This window comes from Pseudomonas sp. Soil_N_39 (assembly GCF_057655955.1).
The window spans coordinates 159157-184672 of record NZ_JBDGLI010000010.1 but is presented as its reverse complement, the minus strand read 5'-3'; the positions used below and the strand labels follow the sequence as shown (position 1 = coordinate 184672).

Annotated in this window: 22 protein-coding genes; 10 read left to right on the top strand and 12 right to left on the bottom strand. The window is 63.0% G+C overall.

What is annotated here, in order from left to right; translation table 11 throughout:
- Nucleotides 1–87: 87 nt before the first annotated feature.
- The 10 genes from lysS to AC3A5O_RS16635 all read right to left on the bottom strand — a co-directional run bounded on the left by lysS (nt 88) and on the right by AC3A5O_RS16635 (nt 12696).
- Entirely contained in the window at nt 88–1590 is a 1503-nt protein-coding gene (lysS, locus tag AC3A5O_RS16680; RefSeq protein ID WP_122568747.1) for a lysine--tRNA ligase, read from the bottom strand.
- Nucleotides 1591–1698: 108 nt separating this feature from the next.
- Nucleotides 1699–2794, bottom strand: a protein-coding gene (gene prfB, locus AC3A5O_RS16675; RefSeq protein ID WP_095963568.1) for a peptide chain release factor 2 whose coding sequence is annotated in 2 segments (ribosomal slippage) — nt 1699–2721 and nt 2723–2794 — 1095 coding nt in all. Because the reading frame shifts where the segments join, the coding sequence is not laid out codon by codon here.
- Between the two features lie 289 nt (nt 2795–3083).
- A complete protein-coding gene (locus tag AC3A5O_RS16670) occupies nt 3084–4085 on the bottom strand; it encodes a response regulator (RefSeq protein WP_122568748.1) in 1002 nt (333 codons plus the stop codon).
- A 45-nt stretch (nt 4086–4130) separates the two neighbouring features.
- Nucleotides 4131–5141: a chemotaxis response regulator protein-glutamate methylesterase gene (gene cheB / locus AC3A5O_RS16665; protein ID WP_122568749.1), complete on the bottom strand. Its 1011-nt coding sequence runs from the start codon at nt 5139–5141 to the stop codon at nt 4131–4133.
- A complete protein-coding gene (locus AC3A5O_RS16660; protein WP_487753468.1) occupies nt 5138–7402 on the bottom strand; it encodes a response regulator in 2265 nt (754 codons plus the stop codon). Before AC3A5O_RS16660 ends, cheB begins: the two co-directional genes overlap by 4 nt.
- A complete protein-coding gene (locus AC3A5O_RS16655) occupies nt 7399–8070 on the bottom strand; it encodes a chemotaxis protein CheW (protein ID WP_122568751.1) in 672 nt (223 codons plus the stop codon). The genes AC3A5O_RS16660 and AC3A5O_RS16655 overlap by 4 nt, the downstream gene beginning before the upstream one ends.
- On the bottom strand, nt 8067–9329 hold the full coding sequence (locus AC3A5O_RS16650; RefSeq protein WP_487753467.1) for a CheR family methyltransferase: 1263 nt from the start codon (nt 9327–9329) through the stop codon (nt 8067–8069). The genes AC3A5O_RS16655 and AC3A5O_RS16650 overlap by 4 nt, the downstream gene beginning before the upstream one ends.
- Nucleotides 9326–9862: a chemotaxis protein CheW gene (locus tag AC3A5O_RS16645; protein WP_305491762.1), complete on the bottom strand. Its 537-nt coding sequence runs from the start codon at nt 9860–9862 to the stop codon at nt 9326–9328. Before AC3A5O_RS16645 ends, AC3A5O_RS16650 begins: the two co-directional genes overlap by 4 nt.
- The gene (locus AC3A5O_RS16640) at nt 9862–11484 is read right to left on the bottom strand and encodes a methyl-accepting chemotaxis protein (RefSeq protein ID WP_487753466.1); all 1623 of its coding nucleotides are present in this window, start codon (nt 11482–11484) and stop codon (nt 9862–9864) included. Before AC3A5O_RS16640 ends, AC3A5O_RS16645 begins: the two co-directional genes overlap by 1 nt.
- Before the next feature lie 501 nt (nt 11485–11985).
- Nucleotides 11986–12696 carry a tellurite resistance TerB family protein gene (locus AC3A5O_RS16635; protein ID WP_122568756.1) on the bottom strand — a complete coding sequence of 237 codons (711 nt, stop codon included), beginning with the start codon at nt 12694–12696 and terminating at the stop codon, nt 11986–11988.
- A gap of 182 nt (nt 12697–12878) precedes the next feature.
- On the opposite strand from AC3A5O_RS16635, the gene AC3A5O_RS16630 reads away from it, so the two are divergent.
- The 9 genes from AC3A5O_RS16630 (at nt 12879) to AC3A5O_RS16590 (ending at nt 21965) form a co-directional block, all read left to right on the top strand.
- Nucleotides 12879–13793: a LysR family transcriptional regulator gene (locus tag AC3A5O_RS16630; protein ID WP_487753465.1), complete on the top strand. Its 915-nt coding sequence runs from the start codon at nt 12879–12881 to the stop codon at nt 13791–13793.
- Between the two features lie 214 nt (nt 13794–14007).
- Nucleotides 14008–15465 (top strand): gamma-aminobutyraldehyde dehydrogenase, encoded by a 1458-nt coding sequence (locus AC3A5O_RS16625; RefSeq protein WP_487753464.1) that lies wholly within the window; start codon nt 14008–14010, stop codon nt 15463–15465.
- Between the two features lie 90 nt (nt 15466–15555).
- Nucleotides 15556–16707 (top strand): putative ABC transporter substrate-binding protein YdcS, encoded by a 1152-nt coding sequence (gene ydcS / locus AC3A5O_RS16620; RefSeq protein ID WP_487753463.1) that lies wholly within the window; start codon nt 15556–15558, stop codon nt 16705–16707.
- 208 nt (nt 16708–16915) lie between these two features.
- Nucleotides 16916–17953 (top strand): ABC transporter ATP-binding protein, encoded by a 1038-nt coding sequence (locus AC3A5O_RS16615; protein WP_122568760.1) that lies wholly within the window; start codon nt 16916–16918, stop codon nt 17951–17953.
- Nucleotide 17954: 1 nt separating this feature from the next.
- On the top strand, nt 17955–18902 hold the full coding sequence (locus AC3A5O_RS16610; RefSeq protein ID WP_305482782.1) for an ABC transporter permease: 948 nt from the start codon (nt 17955–17957) through the stop codon (nt 18900–18902).
- Nucleotides 18892–19710, top strand: a complete 819-nt coding sequence (locus AC3A5O_RS16605; RefSeq protein ID WP_053118722.1) for an ABC transporter permease — start codon at nt 18892–18894, stop codon at nt 19708–19710. Before AC3A5O_RS16610 ends, AC3A5O_RS16605 begins: the two co-directional genes overlap by 11 nt.
- A 158-nt stretch (nt 19711–19868) precedes the next feature.
- Nucleotides 19869–21293 (top strand): gamma-aminobutyraldehyde dehydrogenase, encoded by a 1425-nt coding sequence (locus AC3A5O_RS16600; RefSeq protein WP_305482780.1) that lies wholly within the window; start codon nt 19869–19871, stop codon nt 21291–21293.
- 146 nt (nt 21294–21439) lie between these two features.
- Complete coding sequence (locus AC3A5O_RS16595) at nt 21440–21703, top strand: CopG family ribbon-helix-helix protein (RefSeq protein ID WP_122568763.1); 264 nt, start codon at nt 21440–21442, stop codon at nt 21701–21703.
- Nucleotides 21666–21965 carry a type II toxin-antitoxin system RelE/ParE family toxin gene (locus AC3A5O_RS16590; protein ID WP_122568764.1) on the top strand — a complete coding sequence of 100 codons (300 nt, stop codon included), beginning with the start codon at nt 21666–21668 and terminating at the stop codon, nt 21963–21965. The genes AC3A5O_RS16595 and AC3A5O_RS16590 overlap by 38 nt, the downstream gene beginning before the upstream one ends.
- Nucleotides 21966–22009: 44 nt before the next feature.
- Here AC3A5O_RS16590 and AC3A5O_RS16585 read toward each other — a convergent pair whose 3' ends face one another.
- Nucleotides 22010–22195: a hypothetical protein gene (locus AC3A5O_RS16585; protein ID WP_092143945.1), complete on the bottom strand. Its 186-nt coding sequence runs from the start codon at nt 22193–22195 to the stop codon at nt 22010–22012.
- Nucleotides 22196–22557: 362 nt separating this feature from the next.
- Between AC3A5O_RS16585 and AC3A5O_RS16580 the strand changes: the two genes are divergently transcribed.
- The gene (locus AC3A5O_RS16580) at nt 22558–24186 is read left to right on the top strand and encodes a glucan biosynthesis protein D (protein ID WP_487753462.1); all 1629 of its coding nucleotides are present in this window, start codon (nt 22558–22560) and stop codon (nt 24184–24186) included.
- A gap of 188 nt (nt 24187–24374) precedes the next feature.
- Here the strand turns inward: AC3A5O_RS16580 and AC3A5O_RS16575 are convergent, their stop codons facing one another.
- Entirely contained in the window at nt 24375–25481 is a 1107-nt protein-coding gene (locus tag AC3A5O_RS16575; protein ID WP_305469869.1) for an NADH:flavin oxidoreductase/NADH oxidase, read from the bottom strand.
- Between the last annotated feature and the right edge of the window lie 35 nt (nt 25482–25516).

Sequence of the window (25516 nt, the reverse complement as noted above, 5' to 3'; positions counted from 1 at the left end):
GCTCTTTGAAAAAGTAACCATTTGATACGTTTGTACCAGACAGGCAATAAAAAGCCGCCCTTCCAGGCGGCTTTTTATTTGAAGCACTTACGCTTGAGGCCGCATATGCGGGAAGAGGATCACATCCCGGATCGACGGTGAGTTGGTCAACAACATCACCAGGCGATCGATGCCGATGCCCTCGCCGGCGGTCGGCGGCATGCCGTACTCCAGGGCGCGCACGAAGTCGGCATCGTAGTGCATGGCTTCGTCGTCGCCGGCGTCCTTGTCGGCCACCTGGGCCATGAAGCGCTCGGCCTGGTCTTCGGCATCGTTGAGCTCGGAATAGGCGTTGGCGATTTCACGACCACCGATGAACAGCTCGAAACGGTCGGTCACGCTTGGGTTCTCGTCGTTGCGACGGGCCAACGGCGACACTTCGAACGGGTACTGGGTGATGAAGTGCGGCTGTTCCAGCTTGTGCTCGACCAGTTCTTCGAAAATCATCACTTGCAGCTTGCCCAGGCCTTCGAAGCCGAGCACCTTGGCGCCGGCCTTCTTGGCGATGGCGCGGGCCTTGTCGATGTCGTTCAGGTCATCGGCCGTCAGTTCAGGGTTGTACTTGAGGATCGAGTCGAACACCGACAGGCGCACGAACGGCTCTCCGAAGTGGAACACCTTGTCGCCGTACGGCACGTCGGTGCTGCCCAGGACCAACTGCGCCAGCTCGCGGAACAGTTCCTCGGTCAGGTCCATGTTGTCTTCGTAGTCGGCGTAGGCCTGGTAGAACTCGAGCATGGTGAACTCGGGGTTGTGCCGGGTCGAAACGCCTTCGTTACGGAAGTTGCGGTTGATCTCGAAGACTTTCTCGAACCCGCCGACTACCAGCCGCTTGAGGTACAGCTCCGGCGCGATGCGCAGGAACATTTCCATGTCCAGGGCATTGTGGTGGGTTTCGAACGGCTTGGCCGCCGCACCGCCTGGGATGGTCTGCAGCATCGGCGTCTCGACTTCCAGGAAGTCACGCTTCATCAGGAAGCTGCGGATGTGGGCGATGACTTGCGAGCGCACGCGGAACGTCTGGCGCACGTCTTCGTTGACGATCAGGTCGACGTAGCGCTGGCGATAGCGCTGCTCGGTGTCGGTCAGGCCGTGGTGCTTGTCCGGCAGCGGGCGCAGGGACTTGGTCAGCAGGCGCACGCTGGTCATCTCGACGTACAGGTCGCCCTTGCCGGAACGGGCCAGGGTGCCTTCGGCGGCAATGATGTCGCCCAGGTCCCAGGTCTTGACGGCGGCCAGGGTTTCTTCCGGCAGGGTCTTGCGGTTGACGTAGACCTGGATGCGCCCGGTCATGTCCTGGATCACCATGAACGAACCACGATTGAGCATGATACGACCGGCCACCTTGACTGGAATCGCGGCCTCGGCCAGCTCTTCCTTGGTCTTGTCCGCATACTGCTTCTGCAAGACGTCGCAGTAGGCGTCGCGGCGGAAGTCGTTGGGGAAGGCCTGGCCCTTGGCGCGCTCGGCAGCAAGCTTTTCCTTGCGCAGGGCGATCAGGGAGTTTTCTTCCTGTTGCAGGGCTTGCGGGTCGAGTTCTAGGTCGCTCATGTCTTTAAGGATTCCATCACAGGTTCGTTGCCCCCGGCCCGGGCCGGAGTTTGCGGGCGAGACGCGCTTGTTGGTGAAAGCGTGCCCGCCCGCCGCATGGGTGTCGCGTTACAGCCCTTGTTTGAGGCTGGCGATCAGGTATTCATCGATATCGCCGTCGAGCACCTTGTCGCAATCGCTGCGTTCGATGCTGGTACGCAGGTCCTTGATCCGCGAAGCGTCGAGCACGTACGAACGGATCTGATGACCCCAGCCGATATCCGACTTGGTGTCTTCCAGCGCCTGGGACGCCGCGTTGCGCTTCTGCACTTCCTGCTCGTACAGGCGAGCCCGGAGCATCTTCATCGCGGTGTCTTTGTTGGCGTGTTGGGAGCGCTCGTTCTGGCAACTGACCACGGTGTTGGTCGGTACGTGGGTAATCCGTACGGCCGAGTCGGTGGTGTTGACGTGCTGGCCACCGGCCCCGGAGGAACGGTAGGTGTCGATGCGCAGGTCCGCCGGGTTGATCTCGATCTCGATGTTGTCGTCGATTTCCGGCGAAACGAATACAGCCGAGAACGAGGTGTGGCGGCGGTTGCCGGAGTCGAACGGGCTCTTGCGCACCAGACGGTGCACGCCGATCTCGGTCCGCAGCCAACCAAAGGCATATTCGCCCTTGATGTGCACGGTGGCGCCCTTGATCCCGGCGACTTCACCGGCCGACAGCTCCATGATGGTGGCGTCGAAACCGCGCTTGTCAGCCCAGCGCAGGTACATGCGCAGCAGGATGTTGGCCCAGTCCTGGGCCTCGGTGCCGCCGGAGCCGGCCTGGATGTCCAGGTAGGCGTTGTTCATGTCCATCTCGCCGCTGAACATGCGACGGAATTCCAGCTTGGCAAGGTTCTCGTCGAGGCGTGTCAGCTCGGCGACGACATCGCCGACCGCGCCTTCATCGTTCTCTTCGACAGCCATGTCCAGCAGGTCGCGGCAATCGGCCAGGCCACTGGACAACTCGTCCAGGGTCTCGACGATCTGCGCCAGCGCAGAACGCTCGCGGCCCAGTTCCTGGGCGTACGAAGGGTTGTTCCAGACATTCGGATCTTCAAGCTCGCGATTGACTTCGGTCAGGCGCTCATGCTTTTGATCGTAGTCAAAGATACCCCCGAATAGTTTCGGAGCGCTCGGACAGGTCCTTGATGGTGTTAAGGATCGGGTTGATTTCCATGGCGGGCAGCACTCGTTGGCGAACTTTTGAAAGCCGGCGAGTATAACGTAATCAAGCGCCAGCGGCAGCCCGCCTGGCGGCTTTAGGGGCAATGAGTACACCGCCCCCTGTGGCGAGGGGATTTATCCCCGCTGGGCTGCGAAGCAGCCCTAAAATCCGACAACTCAGTGTGACAGGCAAATTGAGTTGACTGTATTTGGGGCTGCTGCGCAGCCCAGCGGGGATAAATCCCCTCGCCACAATAAACCCCTCAGCCACAAAGGCGTCCCAGTCAACATTCAGGGTGGATCTATTCAACCCCCACCCGATTACGCCCATTGTGCTTGGCCAGGTACAGCCCCTTGTCCGCCGCCGAAATCAGCTGCCGACAATCGCCACCTTGCTGCGGCGTGACGGTCGAGACGCCGATGCTGACGGTCAGGTTCTCGCCGCCGTCAGGGGTGGTGTGGGGGATTTTCAGGGCGACGACGCTCTGGCGCAACTTCTCGGCCATCAAGCGGGCGCCGCCAGGCGAGGTGCCGGGCAGCACCAGGGCGAACTCCTCGCCACCGTAGCGGGCCGGCAAGTCGGACGGACGGCTGCATGCCTCGCGGATTGCCGTGGCGACCTTACGCAGGGCTTCGTCACCCTCCAGGTGACCGAAGTTGTCGTTGTAGGCCTTGAAGTAGTCCACGTCGATCATCAGCAGCGACAGTTGGCTCTGGTCACGCATCGCCCTGCGCCATTCCAGTTCCAGGTACTCATCGAAATGCCGACGATTGGACAGTCCGGTCAGGCCATCGGAGTTCATCAACCGCTGCAGCACCAGGTTGGTATCGAGCAGTTGCTGCTGGCTGACCCGCAATGCGCGATAGGCCGCGTCGCGCTGCAACAGCATCATGTAGGAACGCGAGTGATAGCGGATGCGCGCCACCAGTTCGATGTTGTCCGGCAACTTGACCAGGTAGTCGTTGGCCCCGGCGGCGAACGCCGCGCTCTTGACCAGCGGGTCCTCCTTGGTGGACAGGACAATGATCGGGATATCGCGGGTGGCCGGATGATTACGGTACTCGCGCACCAGGCTCAGGCCGTCGAGACCGGGCATCACCAGGTCCTGGAGAATGACTGTCGGCTTGATGCGAACGGCCTGGGCGATGGCCTGGTGGGGATCGGAGCAGAAATGGAAGTCGATGTTTTCTTCATTCGACAGCCCGCGCCGCACCGCTTCGCCGATCATCGCCTGATCGTCGACGAGCAAGACCATGGCGGCGTTCTCATCGCGCTTGAAATCGTCGAGCTGCAGATCACTCATGGTGGCTTACCTGGGTACGGCCTGGGGCAAGGTTCGCGGGGTTGTTCATGGGGTCACAATCTCCAACAGCCGTGGCGCGATGGCGTCCAGGGCAAGAATATGGACGGCGGCGTCGATGGCGGCCGCCGCTTTGGGCATCCCGTACACCGCGCTGCTGCGCTGGTCCTGGGCGATGGTCACATAGCCCTGCTGGCGCATGAGTTTAAGCCCTTGCGCACCGTCGCGGCCCATGCCAGTGAGCAATACGCCCACCGCGTCACCGCTCCAGTACTGGGCGACACTTTCAAAAAACACGTCGATGGAAGGCCGGTAGATCTCGTTCACCGGCTCGGCGGTGTAGGCCAGGGTGCCGTTCTTCAACAAACGCAGGTGATGGTTGGTCCCGGCCAGCAACACCGTGCCACTTTGCGGCGTCTCACCGTGCCGGGCCAGGCGCACCGTGTGGCCCGACACACTGCCCAGCCACTCGGCCATGCCCGCGGCAAACACCTCGTCCACATGCTGGACCAGCACGATGGCCGGGGCAAAGTCCCGCGGCAGGGCCTTGAGCAGCACCTCCAGCGCCGCTGGCCCGCCCGCCGATGACCCGATGGCCACCAGGCTCTTGCGCGACACCGTCGCACGCTGCGCCGCTGGCGCGGGGCGCTCATGCTTGTTGCGCTCGCCGATCAGCCAGCCGATGTTGGTGATCTTGCGCAGCAGCGGTGCCGCCGCGTCCGCCGGATTTCCAACCCCAAGGGTCGGGGTATCGACCACATCCAGCGCGCCATGGCCCATGGCCTCGAACACCCGGTGGACGTTCTGCTGGCTGTCCCCGGTGACAATCACGATCGCGCAGGGGCTGTCGGCCATGATCCGCCGAGTGGCCTCCACGCCATCCATGATCGGCATGAGCAGGTCCATCAGGATCAGGTCCGGGGTGTATTCGGCGCAACGCTGCACTGCCTCGGCCCCGTTGGCGGCCACCCAGACCAGTTGATGCGCCGGCTCGAACGCCAGGGCGCGGCGCAGGGCCTCGACCGCCAGGGGCATGTCGTTGACGATGGCGATCTTCAAGCGCGTGCCCCTCCGATCAATTCAACCACGGCGTCGAGCAAGGCGTCGTCATGGAAACTGGCCTTGGCCAAATAATAGTCGGCGCCGGCGTCGAGGCCACGGCGGCGATCTTCCTCGCGGTCCTTGTAGGACACCACCATCACCGGCAGCGACTGCAAGCGGTTGTCGCGCCGCAACAGCGACACCAGCTCGATACCGTCCATGCGCGGCATGTCGATATCGGTGATCAGCAAGTCGAAATCCTCTGAGCGCAATGCATTCCAGCCATCCATGCCATCCACCGCCACTGCCACGTCATAGCCGCGACCCCGCAGCAACTTGCGTTGCAACTCGCGCACGGTCAGGGAATCGTCCACCACCAGGATCCGCTTGCGCGGGGCCTGGGCCTGGTTCTGCCGGGCGATGCGCTCCAGGCGCCCGGTATCGAGCAGCTTGTCCACCGAACGCAGCAGGTCTTCGACATCGACAATCAACACCACCGAGCCATCGTCGAGCAGCGCCCCGGCGGAAATGTCCTGGACCTTGCCCAGGCGCTCGTCGAGGGGCAGGACCACCAGGGTTCGCTCGCCGATGAACCGCTCCACCGCCACGCCGTAGATCGTCTCGCGCTCGCGGATCACTACGACCTTGAGGGTCTGGCTGCCGTTCTGCGCCGACGGGCGATTGAGCAACTGGCTGGCGGCGACCAAGCCGATATGCCGGCCTTCGTGCCAGAAATGCTGACGCCCCTCGACCTGGACGATGTCTTCCGGCGCCAGGTCGCACATGCGTTCGATGTGGGCCAGGGGAAAGGCGTACGCCTCACCGCCGACATCCACCACCAGGCTGCGCACCACCGACAGCGTCAGCGGCACCTCGAGATGGAAACGACTGCCCTCGCCCGCCGTCTGCTCCAACACCACCGCACCGCGCAACTGCCGGACCATGTGCTGGACGGCGTCCAGGCCGACACCGCGTCCGGACACTTCGGTGACTTTGTCGCGCAGGCTGAAACCGGGCAGGAACAGGAACGTCAGCAGCTCTTCTTCGCTGAGGCTGGCAGCGGTTGGCTCAGGGGAAAGGCCGCGCTCGACGATGCTGCGACGCACCCGTTCCAGGTCCACCCCGGCGCCGTCGTCCGCCAACTCCAAGACCAGCAGGCCGGCCTGATGGGAGGCGCGCAGGCGGATCAGGCCTTCGGCAGGCTTGCCGGCCAGTATTCGTTGTTCCGGGGTTTCGATGCCGTGGTCCACGGCGTTGCGCAGCAAATGGGTCAGTGGCGCTTCGAGCTTTTCCAGCACATCGCGGTCGACCTGGGTTTTTTCGCCTTCAATCTCCAGGCGCACCTGTTTGCCCAGGCTGCGGCCCAGGTCACGGACCATACGCACCTGGCCCGAAAGCACATCGGCGAACGGCCGCATGCGACAGGCCAGCGCCGTGTCGTACAGCACCTGCGCCCGTTGACTGGCCTGCCAGGCGAACTCATCCAGCTCGGCGGTTTTCTGGGCCAGCAACTGCTGGGTCTCGGCGAGCAAGCGGCGGGCATCACCAAGGGCTTCCTGGGCCTGCAGGCTCAGGGCGTGATCCTTGAGGAGCACGTTCAGTTCTTCGAGGGCGCGCAAGCCAGTGCCTTGCTGGCGCTTGAGCCGTTGCATCGTCGCCAGCCAGGGCTTGAGGCGCTGGGTCTCCACCAAGGACTTGCTCGACAGGTCGAGCAAGCTGTTGAGGCGTTCGGCCGTGACCCGCAAGACCCGCTCGCCGCCTTCGGTGGCCCGTTTACGTTTAGGGGCCGGCTCCGGCGTCGCGAACGGTTGCGCTTCCGGCAGCTCGACGCGTACCGGCTCGACTGGCGTCTCGATAGACGGTGACGCCACTGCCGGAGCCTGTGGCGCGTTGGGATCCAGCAATCGCCCCATCAACGCCACGTAAGCGTCGATGTCCGGGGCGCCGACGCTGTTGTCCGGCGTGGCGATGCGCGTCAGCAGGTCAGTGCCCTGCAGCAAGGCATCGATGTGTTCGGCGCCGAGCACCAGGCGCCGCTCCTGGGCGCTGACCAGGCAATCCTCCATGACATGGGCCACACTGACGCCGGCACCCACCCCGACGATGCGCGCCGCGCCCTTGAGGGAATGTGCCGCGCGCATGCACGACTCGAGGTAATCGGCCTGGGTCGGATCGCGCTCCAGGGCCAACAAGCCGGTGCTCAGCACCTGGACCTGGGCTTCGGCTTCCAGGCTGAACAGTTCCAGCAGCGAGGCGTCGCGCATCTGATCAGGAGTCATGACAGGCTCCGGGCCACGGCGGACAGCAGCTGTTCTTCATCCAGCCAGCGCAGGCTGCGGCCTTTGTAGGGCAACACGCCACGGGTGTACTTGCCCGCCGATGGCGAAGCGCTCGCCAGGATGCGCTCATCGATGGCGTGGATGCCATCCACCTCATCCACCGGCACCACCACCGGCCCGCCCTTGGCCGCGACAATCAACAGGCGCGGCATGACCCGCGTACCGGCAACCGCCGCCGCGCCGGGTTCCAGGTCCAACAGTTCCACCAGCGACAGGCAGGCCACCAGTGCCCCGCGCACATTCGCCACGCCCAGCAAGGCCCGCGAGCGTTGGTGGGGCAATGAGTGGATCGGCTGCAACGGTGCCACTTCCACCAGGCTGCGCGTGGTCAAGCCCAGCCATTCCTCGCCGAGGCGGAACATCAGCAGCGAGCGCGTGACCACATCGTCGTCCACCGGGGCCAGGGACAAGTCCCGTTGCTCCTGCGGCAAGGTGTAACGATCGAGCAGCCGGGTAGCGGCCGCCGAATACACCGAACAATTGCGGCAGTGGATATGCTCGGCCAACAGTGGACAGGATTTATCGCCATGCACGCCGATGCGGTTCCAGCAATCATCGATTGCCTGGGCATCGTCATGGGTGAGGTTGTAAGAAGCCGAACCGCTCATCGTTTTTGCTCACTGTCTGCCGTGCGCCCGCTGCGGGCGGCGCGTTCCTGCAATCGACGGGCTCCGGCCGCGTCTCCCTGGGAAGCCAGCAGCGCCGCCAGATGCACCAGGGCCTCGGCGTGTTGCGGTTCAAGATAAAGCGCCTTGCGATAAAAACCCTGGGCTTCAAGCGCGCTGCCGGCCATGTCGCTGAGCAGGCCCAGCCAATAGAACACCTGGGCGTTCGGCGCGTGGCTGCGCACATACTCTTCGCACGCTCCCCGGGCCTCGGCGCTTTTGCCAGCGTTGGCCAGGGCGGCGATATTGGCCAGCAAGGTCGCGGCATCGCTGCTCTTGGGTGGGGCAATCGGCGTGACGTTCGCGGCAAACGGTCGCGGCCGAATCACCGGCGGGACGACCCGGGGCGGCTGGCGAACCGGCAGCGGTGGCGGGATCAAGGCCGGCAACGGTTGAGGCTCTGGAGCCCCCTGACGACTGAAGGCGAACGATTGGGCAATCCCGATCGAGCGCATGCCCAGTCGCCCCAGCAAGCTGCCCTCGGCGGGGCCGATAAACAGCACGCCGTCCTGATGGGTCAGGCGCTTGAGCACCTCGAACACCTGCTGCTGGGTCGGCTGGTCGAAATAGATCAGCAGGTTGCGACAAAACACAAAGTCATAGGGTGCCTCGTTCACCAGCAAGGTCGGATCCAGCAGGTTGCCCACTTGCAAGCGCACCTGTTCGCGCACCCGTTCGCTGAGGCGGAAACCCTCGTCTGCGAGGTCGAAATGCCGTTCGCGAAAACCCAGGTCGGCGCCACGGAAGGAGTTTTTGCCGTAACGGGCGTCCTTGGCCCGTGCCACCGACAACGGGCTGACGTCCAGGCCGTCCACCTTGAACTGATGGGGTGCCAAGCCCGCATCGAGCAAGGCCATGGCAATGGAATAGGGTTCTTCGCCGGTGGAGCACGGCAAGCTGAGGATACGCAGCGCACGCAGGTGCTTGATCTCGGCCAGGCGCTTGACGGCCAGCCTGGCGAGGGTCGCAAAGGATTCGGGATAGCGGTAGAACCAGGTCTCCGGAACGATCACCGCTTCAATCAGCGCCTGCTGCTCCGGGGCCGAATGCTGCAGGGCCTGCCAATACTCATCGGCGGTTCGCCCGGGCACGACACTGATGCGCTGGCGCACGGCCCGCTCAATAATCGCGGTGCCAACGGAGGTCACATCGAGGCCGATGCGTTCCTTGAGAAAATCGAAAAACCGCTGGTCGTTGTTCATGGCGTTGCCCCGAGGTCGTCGAGGTCCAGCGGCGAGGCAGGAAACAGCAGCGCCCGAACGGATTCGTCGAGCAGGTCATTGACCCGCACCCATTGCAGCAACCCTTGGGCATCTTCGCGTACGGGGCCGAGGTATGGCGCCTGTCGATTGTCCAGGCCATAGGGTTTGAAATCGGCCGGATCACAGCGCACGGTGTCGGTCGCCTGTTCCAGGATCAATCCCAGCACTTGCCCGGCTTGTTGTCCGTCGCTTTGATAACGCACCAGCACCAATCGTGTACTGGTCCTGGCCTCGGCGCTCTGGCCGAACGTCAGGGCGCACAGGTCGATCACCGGCACCACCGTGCCACGCCAGGCAAACACTCCCGCCACCCAGGACGGCGCCCGGGCGATCGGTTTAAGGGGCAGGCGCGGCAGCACTTCCACCACATCGATGGCTTGGAGGGCGTACCGTTCGTTGCCGATGCAGAACACCAGGAACAACGACTGGCGGGCCGTCGGTGCGGCGCCACGCCGGGTTTCGAGTTCACCCATCAGACTTTGAAACGCGAGACGCCGCTGCGCAGCCCCACGGCGACCTGGCTCAGTTCGTCGATGGCGGAACTGGCCTGGCGCAGGGACTCCACGGTCTGGCTGCTGGCATCGCCCAATTGCACCAGGGCGTGGTTGATCTGCTCGGCGCCGGTGGCCTGGGCCTGCATGCCTTCGTTGACCATCAACACCCGCGGCGCCAGGGCCTGGACCTGATGGATGATCTGCGACAGTTGCTCGCCGACCTGCTGCACTTCGGCCATGCCCCGGCGCACTTCTTCGGAGAACTTGTCCATGCCCATCACACCGGCCGACACCGCGGACTGGATCTCGCGCACCATCTGCTCGATGTCATAGGTCGCCACGGCGGTCTGGTCGGCCAGGCGCCGCACTTCCGTGGCCACCACGGCGAAACCGCGCCCGTACTCACCGGCCTTCTCGGCCTCGATGGCCGCGTTGAGGGACAACAGGTTGGTCTGGTCGGCCACTTTGACGATGGTCACCACCACCTGGTTGATGTTGCCGGCCTTCTCGTTGAGGATCGCCAGCTTGGCGTTCACCAGGTCGGCGGCGCCCATCACCGAGTGCATGGTTTCCTCCATGCGCGCCAAGCCTTGCTGGCCAGAGCCGGCGGCCACCGAGGCCTGGTCGGCGGCGGTGGAGACTTCGGTCATGGTGCGCACCAGGTCCCGGGAGGTGGCGGCGATTTCCCGGGACGTCGCGCCGATTTCGGTGGTAGTGGCGGCGGTTTCGGTGGCCGTGGCCTGTTGTTGGCGCGAGGTGGCGGCGATCTCGGTGACCGAGGTGGTGACCTGCACGGATGAGCGCTGGGCCTGGGACACCAGCGAGGTCAGTTCGGCCATCATGTCGTTGAAGCCGGTTTCCACGGCACCGAATTCGTCCTTGCGCGCCAGGTTCAGGCGCCCGCTCAGGTCACCGCTGCGCATGATCTCGAGAATCTCAACGATACGGTTCATCGGCCCCATGATCGCCCGCATCAACAACAGGCCACACAGCACGGCGACGATCAGCGCGACCAGGAACGACAGGCCCATGGCGACCTTGGCCGCGGTCACCGCACCGCCAATGGTCAGGGTGGCGTTTTCCGCCAGCTCGCGATTGCGCTCGATGATCTGGTTCAAGTGCCCACGGCCTTCGAGCCAAGCCGTCGTCAGCTCTGTGTTCAGTGCCAGTCGCGCCCCTTCGTAATCCTTGCGTTGATACAGGTCCAGGACCTTCGCCAGGGCTTTGTTGAAGTCCTGGTGGTTGACCTCGAACTCGTCGAAAGAGACCTGGTCGGCCGGGTCCTGGATCAGTTTCTGATAGCTCTGTATTTCTTCGCGCAGGTGCTGCTCGAAGCCTTGGTAGCGGGCCTTGTCCTCGGCGGTGATTTCCCGGTTTCCAGAGAGACCGACGATTTGCTGGGTCAGGACATAGCTGTCGACCCAGCCACCGCGGATCATCGAACTGAAATACACCCCTGGCACCGCATCGGTCCGGACCTTTTCTCCACTGTCCTGGATCTTCAACAACCGTGAATACGAGACAATCACCATCAGCAGCATAATGGCGATGATCACCGCAAAACTCGCCAGGATGCGTTGGCGCAATGTCCAATTCTTCACAGTAAAACCTCGGGCACTTGAAAATGCTGGGAAGTATAGCCGAGGGTGGCGTGGCGCCTGTATGGCGGCGAGGGAGGATTTTGACCAATCCAAGGCCCGCCACTACTGAAGAATGGAATGCGTCCCTGTGGGAGCGAGCTTGCTCGCGATTGCGGTGTATCAGTCAAACATGCTGTGCCTGACCGGCCCCATCGCGAGCAAGCTCGCTCCCACAAGGAAATGCGTTGGATACAGAATGATCAAACACCACAAACCCACTGTGGGAGCGGGCTTGCTCGCGATTACGGTGTATCAGTCCAAAATGCTGTGACTGACTGGACGCAATCGCGAGCAAGCTCGCTCCCACAGGGAATAGCGTTGGACACAAGACTACCAAACACCACAAAACCACTGTGGGAGCGGGCTTGCTCGCGAAAGCGGTGCATCAGTCGACATTTCCATTGACTGACACACCGCCTTCGCGAGCAAGCCCGCTCCCACAGGGGATAGCGATGGGGACTTCTATACAGTCGCCTGACGCACCTGTTTTTCCAGTTCCACCTTCAACCCTGGCTCCAGCTTGAGTTGGCGCGCCAGTTCGTCGAGGTAGGACTTCTCCATGAAGTTTTCCTCGTCCACCAGCATCACGCTGGCGATGTACATTTCCGCGGCGATTTCCGGGGTGCTGGCGGCGCGGGCGACGTCGGTGGGGTCCAGGGGTTTGTTCAGTTCGGCGTGCAGCCAGTGTTGCAGCTCCTGGTCGTTGTCGAGCTTGGTGAACTCACCTTCGATCAACTGTCGTTCGCGCTCGTCCACGTGGCCGTCGGCCTTGGCCGCCGCCACCAGCGCCTTGAGGATCGCCTGGCTATGCTGTTCGACCTGCGCCGGGGGCACGCGATCGAGGGTCTGCGGTTCGGTTTTCGGCGCATTGCCCTGCTGGGCCTGCCAGTTTCCATAGGCTTTGTAAGCGATCACGCCCAAGGCAGCCAGGCCACCATAGGCCAGGGCCTTGCCGCCGAAGTTGCGGGCTTTCTTGTTGCCCAGCAACAGGCCCATGGCCCCGGCGGCCAGTGCCCCGCCACCCGCGCCGGAAAGCATCCCGCCCAGGTTGCCGGAGCCGCCGAGCAACCCACCCAGGCCGCCGGACGACTTGCCCTGTGAACCGCCAGCCTTGTTCTGCAACATTTCCTGGCCGGACTTGAGAAGCTGATCGAGCAATCCACGGGTGTTCATTTGTTGCCTCCACATTGTCGGGTCAACGTAAGGCCCCCAGCCTAGATCGAAAGTGCCCGACGCCGTTGGCGAGATTGCTTCCAGATGTTGCCTGCCCCATTCAAAGAAGCACTCACCTGCCCTTCTAAAAAAACGATATACACTCCAACACATCGATAAAAACAGCCCACCGGTATGCCCCCATGATGACCCTGCGTCAGATCCGTCATTTCATCGCCGTGGCCGAAACCGGCTCCATCTCCGCCGCCGCGCAAACGGCGTTCATTTCCCAATCCACCCTGACCCTGGCCATCCAGCAACTGGAACAGGACATCGGCGTCAACCTGTTCAACCGCCACGCCAAGGGCATGACCCTGACCCATCAGGGGCATCAGTTCCTGCGCCAGGCCCACCTGATCCTGGCCACCGTCGACAATGCCAAGCGCAGCCTGCAACAAAGTACCGACCAGGTCGCCGGCCAAGTCACCATCGGCGTCACCAGCCTGGTCGCCGGCTATTACCTGGCAGACCTGCTGACCCGTTTCCAGCGCGCCTATCCCAACGTGGAGATCCGCGTGATGGAGGACGAGCGGCCGTACATCGAGCATTTGCTGGTCAGCGGCGAAATCGATGTCGGGGTGCTGATCCTGTCCAACCTGGAAGACCGCCACGCCTTGCAGACCGAAGTCCTGACGCACTCGCCACACCGGTTATGGTTGCCGGCACAGCATCCCTTGCTGGAGCACGACAGCATCCACCTGGCCGATGTGGCCCGCGAGCCGCTGATCCAGCTGAACGTCGATGAAATGGACCGCAACGCCCAGCGCCTATGGCGCAGCGCAGGCCTGCAACCGAAGGTCACCCTGCGCACTGCCTCGACCGAAGCGGTGCGCAGCCTGGTGGCGGCGGGATTGGGCGTGTCGATCCAGCCGGACATGACGTACCGCCCCTGGTCGCTGGAAGGCGACATCATCGAAGCCCGACCGATTGCCGACCTCAACCAGACCCTCGACGTCGGCCTGGCCTGGCGCCGGGGCACGGCGCGGCCGGCGTCGGTCGACCCGTTCCTGGCCGTCGCCCGGGAACAGCCCCATGGCGGGCGCAAGCCATCTATTTAATCGAATGCTGCCTTGAGTATTTCGAATTTGTCGGCCTAGAGGCTGAGCACTAATCTGACTACGCCACCCCTCTCCTGTGGGAGCCGAGCTTGCTCGCGATAGCGGCGGGTCAGACAACATTGATTCAACTGACAGACCGCTATCGCGAGCAAGCTCGGCTCCCACAGGTTCTGTTCTGTGGTTCAACAGGCATCTATAAAAAGAGAAATCGGACATGGCTGGCACGCAAACCCCGTTATGCACCGCGTTGCTGATCGACGGGGAACTCATCCCCGGTGAAGGCCTTGTCGAGTCGATCCTCAATCCGGCCACCGGTGAAGTGGTGGCTCACATCGCCGAGGCCAGCACCGAACAGGTGGAAGCCGCGATCCTCGCCGCCCATCGCGCCTTTGACAGTTGGTCGCACACCACGCCGCAGCAGCGCTCGAACCTGTTGCTGGACATCGCCAACGCCATCGAAAAAAACGCCGATGAACTGGCCCGCCTCGAATCCCTGAACTGCGGCAAGCCGCTTCACCTGGCGCGCCAGGATGACCTGAGCGCCACGGTGGATGTCTTTCGTTTCTTCGCCGGCGCGGTGCGCTGCCAGACCGGCCAGCTCAGTGGCGAATACCTGCCCGGCTACACCAGTATGGTGCGCCGCGACCCGATCGGCGTGGTGGCGTCCATCGCGCCGTGGAACTACCCGATCATGATGGCCGCCTGGAAAATCGCCCCCGCCCTGGCCGCCGGCAATACGCTGGTGTTCAAGCCCTCGGAACACACGCCGCTGTCGATCCTGGCCCTGGCGCCGATCCTGGCCCAGTTGCTGCCACGGGGCGTGATCAACATCCTTTGCGGGGGCGGCGAAGGAGTGGGCAGCCACCTGGTCAGCCACCCGAAAGTGCGCATGGTCTCGCTGACCGGCGATATCGTCACCGGGCAGAAGATCCTCCAGGCGGCGGCGAAAACCCTCAAGCGCACGCACCTGGAGCTGGGTGGCAAGGCGCCGGTGATCGTCTGCAACGACGCCGACATCCAGGCCGTGGTCGAAGGCGTGCGCACCTACGGTTACTACAACGCCGGGCAGGATTGCACCGCAGCGTGCCGGATCTACGCCCAGGAGGGGATTCACGACCGTCTGGTGGCCGAGCTCGGCGCGGCGGTCAGCAGCCTGCGCTTTGCCGGCAAGCGCGATGCCGACAATGAGATCGGCCCGCTGATCAGCACCCGCCAGCGCGACCGCGTGGCCAGTTTTGTCGAGCGCGCCCTCGGCCAGCCGCATATCGAACGCATCACCGGCGCGGCGGTGCATTCCGGCGCCGGTTTCTACTACCAACCCACGCTGCTGGCCGGCTGCAAGCAAAGCGACGAAATCGTCCAGCGCGAGGTGTTCGGCCCGGTCGTCACCGTGACCCGTTTCGACGAACTCAGCCAGGCGGTGGACTGGGCCAACGATTCCGAATACGGCCTGGCCTCCTCGGTGTGGACCCAGAACCTGGACAAGGCCATGCAGGTGGCAGCGCGGCTGCAATACGGCTGCACCTGGATCAACAGCCATTTCATGCTGGTCAGCGAAATGCCCCACGGCGGCCTGAAACGTTCGGGTTATGGGAAAGACCTGTCCAGCGATTCGCTCCAGGACTACAGCGTGGTGCGCCACATCATGGCCCGCCACGGCCAGCATCTGTAGCTAACAGCACTACTCTAATAACAGGCCAGCCATGGCGCTTCACCCGGTTCGAACACTGCCCCGACCATAATTAAAGCAAGAGGGATTTCCATGTACGCGCACAAGACCGTATTGCTCAGTGCACTCACCACGGCGCTTTTGACCAGCGCCAGCCTCCAGGCCGCCGAACCGCTCAAGGCCGTCGGCGCTGGCGAGGGCCAACTGGATATCGTCGCCTGGCCGGGTTATATCGAACGCGGCGAAAGCGACAAGGCCTACGACTGGGTCACGGGTTTCGAAAAGGAAACCGGCTGCAAGGTCAATGTGAAAACCGCCGCCACGTCCGACGAAATGGTCAGCCTGATGACCAAGGGGGGCTACGACCTGGTCACCGCCTCCGGCGACGCCTCGTTGCGGCTGATTGCCGGCAAGCGTGTACAGCCGATCAACACCGCGCTGATCGCCAACTGGAAGAACCTCGACCCGCGTCTCAAGGATGCGCCATGGTACGTGGTCAACCAGCAAACCTACGGCACCCCGTATCAATGGGGCCCGAACGTCCTGATGTACAACACCGAGGTGTTCAAGCAGGCGCCTACCAGTTGGAGCGTGCTGTTCAACGCCCAGGACCTGCCCGACGGCAAGCCGAACAAGGGGCGCGTGCAAGCCTACGATGGCCCGATCTACATCGCCGACGCGGCGTTGTACCTCAAGACCGCCAAGCCTGAGCTGGGCATCAAGGACCCGTACCAACTCGACGAAGCCCAGTACAAGGCCGTGCTGGAATTGCTGCGGGCCCAGCAGCCGTTGATCCACCGCTACTGGCACGACACCACTGTGCAGATGAGCGACTTCAAGAACGAAGGCGTGGTGGCGTCCGGCGCCTGGCCGTATCAGGTCAACGGCTTGATGAACGAGAAACAACCGATCGCCTCGACCATTCCGAAAGAAGGCGCCACCGGTTGGGCCGACACCACGATGCTGCACGCCGAGGCCAAGCATCCCAACTGTGCGTACAAATGGATGGACTGGTCGCTGCAACCCAAAGTCCAGGGTGACGTGGCCGCCTGGTTCGGCTCCCTGCCTGCGGTGCCGGCAGCGTGCAAAGGCAGCGAGCTGCTGGGCGCCGAAGGCTGCAAGACCAACGGTTTCGATCAGTTCGACAAGATCGCCTTCTGGAAAACCCCACAGGCCGAGGGCGGCAAGTTCGTGCCGTACAGCCGCTGGACCCAGGATTACATTGCGATCATGGGCGGGCGGTAAGTCCAATCAGTCGGTGTAGTTCACTGTGTGGGAGCAAGGCTTGCCCGCGATGAAGATGATGCGGTCTGCCGGTGAACCGAGGCGCCTGTATCGCGAGCAAGCTTTGCTCCCACAGCTTTGCTCCCACCAGCACTGCTCCCACAGCTTTGGTACACGGCAACCCAGCAACGATCCAACAGCAGTCGCGCTTTTTTTGGAGCCCCGCACCATGACGCTTGCAGTCCAGTTCACCCAGGTATCCCGTCAGTTCGGCGATGTGAAGGCCGTTGACCGGGTCTCCATTGATATCCAGGACGGCGAGTTCTTTTCCATGCTGGGCCCGTCCGGCTCGGGCAAGACCACCTGCCTGCGGCTGATCGCCGGGTTCGAGCAACCCAGTGCCGGCTCGATCCGTATCCACGGCGAAGAAGCCACCGGACTCGCTCCGTACCAGCGGGACGTCAATACGGTTTTCCAGGATTACGCCCTCTTCCCCCACATGAACGTGCGCGACAACGTGGCCTACGGCTTGAAAGTCAAAGGCGTCGCCAAGGCCGAGCGCATCCAGCGCGCCAACGAAGCCCTGGAGATGGTCGCCCTGGACGGCTATGGCGAACGCAAGCCGGTGCAGCTCTCCGGCGGCCAGCGCCAACGCGTGGCCCTGGCCCGTGCGTTGGTCAATCGTCCGCGGGTGTTGTTGCTCGATGAACCCTTGGGCGCCTTGGACCTGAAGCTGCGCGAACAAATGCAGGGCGAGTTGAAGAAGCTGCAACGCCAACTGGGCATCACCTTCATTTTCGTCACCCACGACCAGACCGAAGCGCTGTCGATGTCCGACCGCGTGGCGGTGTTCAACAAGGGGCGCATCGAACAAGTCGATACCCCACGCAACCTGTACATGAAACCGGCGACCACCTTCGTCGCCGAATTCGTCGGCACCTCCAACGTGATTCGTGGCGAGCTGGCCCGGGAACTGAGCGGTTATCCACAGCCGTTTTCGATTCGCCCGGAACACGTGCGTTTCGCCGAAGGCCCGTTGGCCAGCCATGAAATCGAAGTCCACGGCCTGCTGCACGACATCCAGTACCAGGGCAGCGCCACACGCTACGAGTTGAAACTTGCCAACGGCCAGACCCTGAACCTCAGCCAGGCCAACACCCAATGGCTCGACAACACAGCCCAGCACCAGACCGGCCAGCACCTCAGCGTCCGCTGGGCCCGTGAGGCGATGGTCACGCTGCACGACACCGCCAGTGGCGAGGTGTGAGATGAACACCCTGGCCATCACCCAAGCGCCTGCGCCCGGTTCGCCGCTGCGGCGGTTTGCCAACCTGCTGTACCGACGGCCCAACCTGTACCTGTCGCTGTTGCTGGTGCCGCCGCTGCTCTGGTTCGGCGCGATCTACCTCGGCTCGCTGCTGACCCTGCTGTGGCAAGGTTTCTACACCTTCGACGACTTCACCATGGCGGTCACGCCGGACCTGACCCTGGCGAACTTCACCGCGCTGTTCCAGCCCTCGAACTTCGACATCATTTTGCGCACCCTGAGCATGGCCATTGCGGTGTCCATCGCCAGCGCCATCGTCGCGTTCCCGATCGCCTATTACATGGCGCGCTACACCCGTGGCAAGACCAAGGCGTTCTTCTACATCGCAGTGATGCTGCCGATGTGGGCCAGCTATATCGTCAAGGCCTATGCCTGGACGCTGCTGCTGGCCAAGGGCGGCGTGGCTCAGTGGTTCGTCCAGCACCTGGGCCTGGGGCCGGTGTTGCAATTCGTGCTAGGGATCCCGGGGGTGGGTGGCAGCACCTTGTCCACTTCGCACCTGGGACGCTTCCTGGTGTTTGTCTACATCTGGCTGCCGTTCATGATCCTGCCGATCCAGGCCTCCCTGGAGCGTCTGCCGCCGTCGCTGCTGCAAGCCTCTGCGGACCTGGGCGCCAGGCCACGCCAGACGTTCATGCAGGTGATCCTGCCGCTATCGATCCCGGGCATCGCCGCCGGCTCGATCTTTACCTTCTCGCTGACCCTGGGAGACTTCATCGTACCGCAACTGGTGGGCCCGCCGGGCTACTTCGTTGGCAGCATGGTCTACGCCCAGCAAGGCGCCATCGGCAACATGCCCATGGCCGCGGCGTTCACGCTGGTGCCCATCGTGCTGATCGCGATCTATCTATCCATCGTCAAGCGACTGGGGGCCTTCGATGCACTCTGACTCTCAAGACCGGGCCTCGTGGGGCCTGCGCATCGCGGCGTGGGGCGGATTGGTGTTCCTGCATTTTCCGATCCTGATCATCTTCCTCTATGCTTTCAACACCGAGGACGCCGCGTTCAGCTTCCCGCCCAAGGGCCTGACCCTGAAGTGGTTCAGCGTCGCCTTCTCGCGCCCGGATGTGCTGGAGGCGATCAAGCTGTCGTTGCAGATCGCGGCCATCGCCACGCTGATCGCCATGGTGCTCGGCACCCTGGCCTCGGCGGCGCTGTACCGGCGCGACTTCTTCGGCAAACAGGGCATTTCGCTGATGTTGATCCTGCCGATTGCCTTGCCAGGGATCATCACCGGCATTGCGCTGCTGGCGACCTTCAAGACCCTGGGCATCGAACCGGGGATGTTCACCATCGTCGTAGGCCACGCCACCTTCTGCGTGGTGATCGTCTACAACAACGTCATCGCCCGCCTGCGCCGTACCTCCCACAGCCTGATCGAAGCCTCGATGGACCTGGGCGCCGACGGCTGGCAGACCTTTCGCTACATCATCCTGCCCAATCTGGGGTCGGCACTGCTGGCCGGTGGGATGCTCGCGTTTGCGCTGTCGTTCGACGAGATCATCGTCACCACCTTCACCGCCGGCCACGAACGCACGCTGCCGCTGTGGCTGCTCAACCAGCTCAGCCGCCCGCGCGACGTGCCGGTGACCAACGTGGTGGCGATGCTGGTGATGATGGTCACGATGTTGCCGATATTGGGCGCGTATTACCTGACCCGGGGCGGTGAAAGCGTGGCGGGGAGCGGCGGGAAATAATCAACGGTGATCGCTCACTGCGGGAGCCGCAATCCTGTGGGAGCGAGCTTGCTCGCGAAGGCGTCGTGTCAGTCGCTGCAAAGACTGAATGATCCACCGCTATCGCGAGCAAGCTCGCTCCCACAGGGGACTTGGGAAACCTTCAAGAGGACTTGGACATGCAAACCAAACTGCTGATCAACGGCCACCTGGTAAACGGCGAAGGCCCTGGCCAGGCTGTGTTCAACCCATCGCTGGGCCGGGTACTGGTGGAAATCAACGAAGCCAGCGAAGCCCAGGTCGATGCCGCCGTGCGCGCCGCCGACGCAGCCTTCGAGGCCTGGTCGCAAGTGCCACCCAAGGACCGCTCCCTGCTGCTGCTCAAACTGGCCGATGCCATCGAAGCACACGGCGAGGAACTGGCGAAGCTGGAGTCGGACAACTGCGGCAAACCCTTGAGCGCTGCGCTGAACGACGAGATCCCGGCGATTGCCGACGTGTTCCGCTTCTTTGCCGGTGCCAGCCGTTGCATGAGCGGTTCGGCGGGCGGCGAATACCTGCCGGGCCACACCTCGATGATCCGTCGCGACCCGGTGGGCGTCATCGCCTCCATCGCGCCGTGGAACTACCCGCTGATGATGGTCGCCTGGAAAATCGCCCCGGCCCTCGCCGCCGGCAATACCGTGGTGCTCAAGCCTTCGGAGCAAACCCCGCTGACGGCGCTGCGCCTGGCGGAACTGGCGGCGGAGATTTTCCCGGCCGGCGTGCTCAACGTGATCTTCGGCCGAGGGCCAACCGTCGGCAACCCGCTGGTCACTCACCCGAAAGTGCGCATGGTGTCGCTGACGGGCTCCATCGCCACCGGCTCGAACATCATTTCCAGCACCTCCGACAGCGTCAAGCGTATGCACATGGAGCTGGGCGGCAAGGCCCCGGTGATCATTTTCGACGACGCCGACATTGACGCGGCCGTGGAAGGCATCCGCACCTTCGGGTTCTACAACGCCGGCCAGGACTGCACCGCTGCCTGCCGCATCTATGCCCAGCAAGGCATCTATGACCAGTTCGTCGAGAAGCTCGGTGCCGCGGTGGGCAGCATCAAGTACGGCCTGCAGGGTGCATCCGACACCGAGATGGGCCCGCTGATCACCGCCCAGCACCGCGACCGCGTGGCCGCTTTCGTCGAGCGGGCCATCGCCCAGCCGCATATCCGCCTGGTCACCGGTGGCAAGGCCGTGGACGGCAACGGGTTCTTCTTCGAACCCACGGTGCTGGCCGACGCCCAGCAGGATGACGAAATCGTCCGCCGGGAAGTCTTCGGGCCGGTGGTGTCCGTCACCCCGTTCCTCGACGAAGCGCAAGTGCTGGCCTGGGCCAACGATTCGGACTACGGCCTGGCCTCATCGGTATGGACCGCCGACATCGGCCGCGCCCATCGCCTGTCGGCACGCCTGCAATACGGTTGCACCTGGGTGAACACCCACTTCATGCTCGTCAGCGAAATGCCCCATGGCGGTCAGAAACGTTCCGGCTATGGCAAGGACATGTCCATGTACGGGCTGGAGGATTACACGGTGGTGCGGCATGTGATGTTCAAGCATTGACGACAAGACAACGTTGGCAACACATGCTCGCGCCTGCCCTGCGTTCGCCCTGCTAAGGTTTTCGTCGATCGGTGCACGCCTGCCGGTTGACGGAAATCCTGGCAGCACCTAGGGTGTCTACAACGTATACACCTTGGAGATCAGCCATGGCCTCGCCCGTTTTGTCCTTTCGTGTGGAAGAAGGTCTGGCTCAACAGCTGGACTCGCTGGCTGCCGCCACCGACCGCGACCGCCAGTATCACCTCAAGCGTGCACTGGTCCGATATGTGGAAGCCGAATCCTGGCATCTGCAAGCCATCAGCGAAGGCATAGCCGATGCCGACGCTGGAAATCTGACCGATCTGGACGCCGTGAAGGCTAAGTGGGCAAAGCGTGCCGAGCATCGTACTGACCGACAAAGCACAGAGTGACCTCGACTCGATCCACGAACATCACCAAAGCGCTATCGGCGCGGAAGGCGCCGATGATGTCATCCGCGCCATCCTGGAGACACTGCGTCAACTGCAACGCTTTCCCGGTTCGGGCCGTCCTTCGCTCGCTCCCGATATCCGCGAGCTGGTGCTGACACGCTACCCGTTCGTTGCCCCCTACCGGCTCAAGCATGGCCAACTGCAGGTCCTGCGGATACTGCACCAGCGCACCGAACGTCGCCAGGACTGGTCGCCAGAGTGATGTTGGCCGGTGCTCCCGCCCCGGCCGCTCACCTGCACCACGCTTCAAAACCGCGAAACACTGCGCATCGCATCCACCAGGTAACGCATGGCGATGCGGTCGTTTTCCGACAACTCCCGATAGCGCTCGACCAGTCTCAATTCTTCCAGGCTGAGCCGGCGTGGCCTGCGCGGGTTGGTCAGGCCTGGAAAGATCCCCAGCATTTCGGTAATGCCCTGTATTTTTGTCATGAGTTGTCCTTCTTTACGTCGAGGTTTGACCTGATAGCGCCGTCTGAACCCGGGTTGGATCGTCTATCACGCTAAAGAATAGGGAGGATTCAAAGCGTGAAAAGGGAGTTTTAGAGTAATTAGTCAAAAAAAGTTGGAATCGACATAAAAAAAGAAATAACTGTAAGAAAATTTGACCAAGCCCCGCTTTCCTCGCTCTCAAAGCCTGTATTTCCCCTATGATTTTGCGCCTCGGTGAACCGATCCAGCTCACAGGCATCTGTTCTAACGTTCGTCGCGTTTGGCCAAAGGCATGTCCGAACTCCTTTATCAGTCTTTGTTGCCAGGGTCGGCTCGGGACTGTTTTGAGAAAGGTTGTATTTATGCACCGCAGGAATCTGCTCAAGGCCTCCATGGCCTTCGCCGCCTACACCGGGCTGTCGGCCTCCGGGCTCATGGCCGCACGCGCCTGGGCCGCCGATCAGACTGCCGACGGCGAAGCCCGTCCCTTCGATTTCAACGGTTTGAACGATCAGGCCAAGCGGCTGGCCGAGAGCCGCTACGTCGACACCAAGCAAGTCCTGCCACCGACCCTGGCGCAAATGTCGCCGTTGCAGTTCAACGCCATCCAATACGACGTCAATCACTCGTTATGGAATGACCTGGAAGGGCGGCAACTGGATGCGCAGTTCTTCCACGTTGGCATGGGCTTCAAGCAGCCGGTGCGCATGTACAGCGTCGACCCGAAGACGCGCATGGCCCGTGAGGTGCACTTCCGTCCGGAACTGTTCAACTACGAGAAAACCACGGTCAACACCTCGCAACTGACGGGTGACCTGGGCTTCGCCGGCTTTCGTGTCTTCAAGGCGCCGGAGCTGGCTCGGCACGACATCGTTTCGTTCCTGGGGGCCAGCTACTTCCGCGCCGTGGATGCCAGCGGCCAGTACGGGCTGTCGGCCCGCGGCTTGGCCATCGACACCTACGCCAAGAAGCAAGAGGAGTTCCCGGATTTCACCAAGTTCTGGTTCGAAACCCCGGACAAGAACAGTACCCGCTTCGTGGTCTACGCCCTGCTCGACTCCCCCAGCGCCACCGGAGCCTATCGGTTCGACATCGATTGCCAGCCGACCCGGGTGGTGATGGAGATCGACGCGCACATCAACGCCCGTACCGCGATCCAGCAATTGGGCATCGCCCCCATGACCAGCATGTTCAGCTGCGGCACCGTCGAACGGCGCATGTGCGACACCATCCACCCGCAAATCCATGACTCCGACCGGCTGGCCATGTGGCGCGGCAACGGCGAGTGGGTCTGCCGGCCGTTGAACAACCCCGCGACCCTGCAATTCAATGCCTTCGCCGACAACAATCCGAAAGGTTTCGGCCTGGTACAGACCGACCACGACTTTGCCAGTTACCAGGACACCGTGGACTGGTACAGCAAGCGTCCAAGCCTGTGGGTCGAACCGACGACGGCCTGGGGCGAAGGCTCGGTGGATCTGCTGGAGATCCCGACCACCGGCGAAACCCTGGACAACATTGTCGCGTTCTGGACGCCGAAAAAACCGGTGGCCGCCGGCGACTCGCTGAACTACGGCTACAAGCTCTACTGGAGCGCGCTGCCGCCGGTCAGCACCGACCTGGCCCACGTCGACGCCACCCGTTCAGGCATGGGCGGCTTCATCGAAGGCTGGGCACCGGGCGAGCATTACCCAACCGTCTGGGCACGTCGTTTCGCCGTGGACTTCAGCGGCGGCGGCCTCGACCAACTGCCACCGGGCACCGGCATCGAACCGGTGGTGACCTGCTCCCACGGCGAGGTGAAGGACTTCAACGTGTTGGTACTGGATGCAATCAAGGGCTATCGCATCACGTTCGACTGGTACCCGACCGACGATCGGGTGGACCCAGTGCAGATGCGCCTGTTCATTCGCACCAAGGACCGCACCTTGAGCGAGACCTGGTTGTATCAGTACTTCCCGCCGGCGCCGGATAAGCGTAAGTACCCCTGATATTGATCCGGTACTTGGGCTGGCCCCATCGCGAGCAAGCTCGCTCCCACAGTGGATTTGTGTCGTTCACACATACCCCGTGGGAGCGAGCTTGCTCGCGATGAGGCCGCTACAGCCACCGAATAATCCAGCCCGATAAACAAAAGCCCCGGCCAATAACGACCGGGGCTTTTTGTTTTATCGGGCCCTCAGTCCCGCAAATCCGACTCATGAATCGGCTGGTCCCGATGGGTGGCTCGCTGGTACTGCGCCGGCCATGTGGCCTTGCGGCCGCCCAGGTCATCATCGGCATGCAGGGCCCAGTACGGATCGCGCAACAATTCGCGGGCCAGGAAAATGATGTCGGCCTGGCAGGTGCGCAGGATGTGTTCGGCCTGGGCCGGTTCGGTGATCATGCCGACGGTACCGGTGGCGATTTCCGACTCCTTGCGCACCCGTTCGGCAAAGCGGGTCTGGTAACCCGGGCCGGTGGGAATTTCCGCATTGGCGGCCGTACCCCCCGATGACACATCGATCAGGTCCACCCCCAGCGCCCTGAAGCGCCGCGCCAACTCCACGGTTTCATCCGGGTTCCAACCGTCCTCGACCCAATCGGTGGCGGAGACGCGAACGAACACCGGCAGCTCTTCAGGCCATACGGCCCGGATTGCTTCGGTGACTTGCAGTACCAGGCGGATGCGGTTCTCGAACGAGCCGCCGTATTGATCGCGCCGCTGATTGCTCAAGGGCGACAGGAACTGATGCAGCAGATAACCATGGGCCGCGTGGACCTCGACCACCTTGAAGCCGGCCGTGAGGGCGCGCTTGGCCGCATCCACGAAGGCCTGGATCAAATCGGCGATCTGCCCCTCGTCCAACTGCACCGGCTGGGTGTGTTGCGGGTCGAAGGCAATCGGCGACGGGCCGACCGGCACCCAGCCGCCGTCGGCCGGTTTGACGCTGCCATGCTTGCCCAGCCAGGGCCGCCAGGTGCTGGCCTTGCGCCCGGCATGGGCCAGTTGGATGCCCGGCACGGCCCCTTGGGCGGTGATGAAGCGGGTGATGCGTTGCAAGGGTTCGATCTGTTCGTCGTTCCACAGCCCCAGGTCCTGGGCGGTGATGCGGCCGTCGGCGGTCACGGCGGTGGCTTCGGTGAACACCAGGCCGGCACCGCCCACGGCGCGGCTGCCCAAGTGCACCAGGTGCCAATCGTTGGCCAGGCCATCGGTGCTCGAATACTGGCACATCGGCGATACCGCGATGCGATTGGGCAGGGTCAATTGGCGAAGGGTATAGGGTTCCAGCAGCAGACTCATGGGGCACCTCTCGAATCAGTGGGCAGGCTCCAGGG

Bases quoted from the DNA above. Each gene is read 5' to 3' on its own strand.
- lysS (WP_122568747.1), bottom strand. From the start codon at position 1,590: ATGAGCGACCTAGAACTCGACCCGCAAGCCCTGCAACAGGAAGAAAAC.
- AC3A5O_RS16670 (WP_122568748.1), bottom strand. From the start codon at position 4,085: ATGAGTGATCTGCAGCTCGACGATTTCAAGCGCGATGAGAACGCCGCC.
- AC3A5O_RS16660 (WP_487753468.1), bottom strand. From the start codon at position 7,402: ATGACTCCTGATCAGATGCGCGACGCCTCGCTGCTGGAACTGTTCAGC.
- AC3A5O_RS16655 (WP_122568751.1), bottom strand. From the start codon at position 8,070: ATGAGCGGTTCGGCTTCTTACAACCTCACCCATGACGATGCCCAGGCA.
- AC3A5O_RS16650 (WP_487753467.1), bottom strand. From the start codon at position 9,329: ATGAACAACGACCAGCGGTTTTTCGATTTTCTCAAGGAACGCATCGGC.
- AC3A5O_RS16645 (WP_305491762.1), bottom strand. From the start codon at position 9,862: ATGGGTGAACTCGAAACCCGGCGTGGCGCCGCACCGACGGCCCGCCAG.
- AC3A5O_RS16635 (WP_122568756.1), bottom strand. From the start codon at position 12,696: ATGAACACCCGTGGATTGCTCGATCAGCTTCTCAAGTCCGGCCAGGAA.
- AC3A5O_RS16630 (WP_487753465.1), top strand. From the start codon at position 12,879: ATGATGACCCTGCGTCAGATCCGTCATTTCATCGCCGTGGCCGAAACC.
- AC3A5O_RS16625 (WP_487753464.1), top strand. From the start codon at position 14,008: ATGGCTGGCACGCAAACCCCGTTATGCACCGCGTTGCTGATCGACGGG.
- ydcS (WP_487753463.1), top strand. From the start codon at position 15,556: ATGTACGCGCACAAGACCGTATTGCTCAGTGCACTCACCACGGCGCTT.
- AC3A5O_RS16615 (WP_122568760.1), top strand. From the start codon at position 16,916: ATGACGCTTGCAGTCCAGTTCACCCAGGTATCCCGTCAGTTCGGCGAT.
- AC3A5O_RS16610 (WP_305482782.1), top strand. From the start codon at position 17,955: ATGAACACCCTGGCCATCACCCAAGCGCCTGCGCCCGGTTCGCCGCTG.
- AC3A5O_RS16605 (WP_053118722.1), top strand. From the start codon at position 18,892: ATGCACTCTGACTCTCAAGACCGGGCCTCGTGGGGCCTGCGCATCGCG.
- AC3A5O_RS16600 (WP_305482780.1), top strand. From the start codon at position 19,869: ATGCAAACCAAACTGCTGATCAACGGCCACCTGGTAAACGGCGAAGGC.
- AC3A5O_RS16595 (WP_122568763.1), top strand. From the start codon at position 21,440: ATGGCCTCGCCCGTTTTGTCCTTTCGTGTGGAAGAAGGTCTGGCTCAA.
- AC3A5O_RS16585 (WP_092143945.1), bottom strand. From the start codon at position 22,195: ATGACAAAAATACAGGGCATTACCGAAATGCTGGGGATCTTTCCAGGC.
- AC3A5O_RS16580 (WP_487753462.1), top strand. From the start codon at position 22,558: ATGCACCGCAGGAATCTGCTCAAGGCCTCCATGGCCTTCGCCGCCTAC.
- AC3A5O_RS16575 (WP_305469869.1), bottom strand. From the start codon at position 25,481: ATGAGTCTGCTGCTGGAACCCTATACCCTTCGCCAATTGACCCTGCCC.